This window comes from Leuconostoc sp. BM2, assembly GCF_002095565.1.
GTDB lineage: Bacteria > Bacillota > Bacilli > Lactobacillales > Lactobacillaceae > Leuconostoc > Leuconostoc falkenbergense.
Genome location: NZ_MOWQ01000082.1, coordinates 1 through 1,707, shown reverse-complemented (window position 1 = coordinate 1,707; position 1,707 = coordinate 1). Strand labels below are relative to the sequence as shown.

Here is a 1,707-nt window from a genome sequence, read left to right as displayed (position 1 = left end):
CAGATGACATTAAACCCTACGTGCATAATATTACGTCCAAAAAACTAGACTGGCGTTTAACGACACCAGACGCTTACAATCAGTGTGCTGGTTTTTCACAAGTCTATATGAATGCGATTTGGTCACCCAACCTTACTTTTAGAGGTAATGGTAATGTGACGGCAGACGCAGTGGCAAAAGTGACTGGTGTTAAGGTTACAACGACACCAAAAGCTGGGGCAGTATTCTCTTCTGATCGTCCTAATCATACAGGCGTGGTGTTACATGTTTTGGCAAATGGTGACTTAATTATTGCTAATCAAAATGCCGTTAAATCAGGACAAAATGCAGGCACTAGTAAGGATTATGAAATTACATTAGTACCTAAGAAATCGTATGCTAGGGACAGTCAAGCCGTTGGTTATGGGGATATGACCTTTGCTTACCCTGGTGACAATTCAAAGTATAAATTACATTGGTAAAGAAAGGAAATAGCGTATGACAGCAGTACAAGTGGGATCAGATATTAGTATTTTGCCAGATAGTGCCTATCATTTGGTGAAAGAAATATTTATAACCGTTAAAAATGATTATCTACATTTATATACGGCTTATCAGAGTTCAAACAAGTTAAGTAGCAAGGCTATGCAGTCGGTTTATATTGAATTGGCACATTTCTATCAACGTTATGACGATAGAATGACACCTTATTTAGTGCAAGATTTATATGAGCAAATTAAGCAGGTAGAACGTTTAGTAGAATTATTAATAACGTGTGATCAGGCATTAGAAAATTTAGATCAGACAATTAGTTTAATTGAACATCAATATAAAGATGAAGCTGTCATCAATGACGCTATGAAAACTATTCGTAAACAGTATCAGGCATTGCTAGAAAAAGTTGGCTTAGACGGCAGTGTTATTGATCATGTTAATCAAGCAATAGATCATATTCATGGTCAATATCGGCAATTGCAAGTTCAAAACAAAGCTTTATTTTTTGCACAATTGGAAAATATCCACGATCAAACAATTAAGTATATTAGACACTATATTGAAATTGAGTTTATTCAAAAACGGATTGATTATGGATTTGATCAGTTTAATACATTTTTGCGATTAGTCGTTGATAATGCAGTATACCGCAAACAATCAGGTGATTAGTATTGTCATAAGTATTTTAGTATATGGTAGATTGTAAAATTAAACCGAACACTTGAATAAAAAAGCCGCAGCGCCTTTAATGGTAATTGTCCAAAACAACCATAAAGGAACTGCGACTCATGACTAGTTTATCATCTCAAGAACGTACTGTCATTCAAACTTTGCTGGAATTGAATTATTCGATTCGTGCCATCGCACGTTTTATTAACCGATCACCGTCTAGCGCCTAACTTACTAAGATCAAATTGTGTGGTAAAGCCAGTGAAATGGCCATTTTTTTTCTACGACATCTGGTGTCAAAAGGACCAACGACCTAAGTTTCACTACCAATTTTAGAATAAATCCAAAAAAGGTGAAGATCATCTCCGTCGAGAATAATCTTCACCTTTAATGTTAGTAAGTTTTTTAGTATAAGAGCAAATCATCTTGATATCGTTTGCTCATAAGTCAATAATTCGGAATGTTTTTTATCTAGGGCTGAACTGATTAGGCAACTTTTATTTTTTGATTGGCAAGACTGATTCTTTCGTTGTTGAACCAATGAATATACTTGGACACATCTAA

At 35.1% G+C, this 1,707-nt stretch carries 2 protein-coding genes and 1 pseudogene; all 3 read left to right on the top strand.

Annotated elements, in window-relative coordinates:
- Window positions 1–461: CHAP domain-containing protein (locus tag BMG01_RS10405; protein WP_143472301.1), on the top strand; the 461-nt coding region annotated here is incomplete at its 5' end.
- Between the two features lie 16 nt (window positions 462–477).
- Complete coding sequence (locus tag BMG01_RS10400) at window positions 478–1,143, top strand: hypothetical protein (protein ID WP_036068839.1); 666 nt, start codon at window positions 478–480, stop codon at window positions 1,141–1,143.
- A 119-nt stretch (window positions 1,144–1,262) separates the two neighbouring features.
- A pseudogene (locus BMG01_RS10395) lies at window positions 1,263–1,367 on the top strand (helix-turn-helix domain-containing protein); the annotation flags it as partial.
- Window positions 1,368–1,707: the final 340 nt, after the last annotated feature.

Excerpts from the sequence above, each read along its gene's own strand:
- BMG01_RS10400 (WP_036068839.1), top strand. The coding sequence starts at position 478 with ATGACAGCAGTACAAGTGGGATCAGATATTAGTATTTTGCCAGATAGT.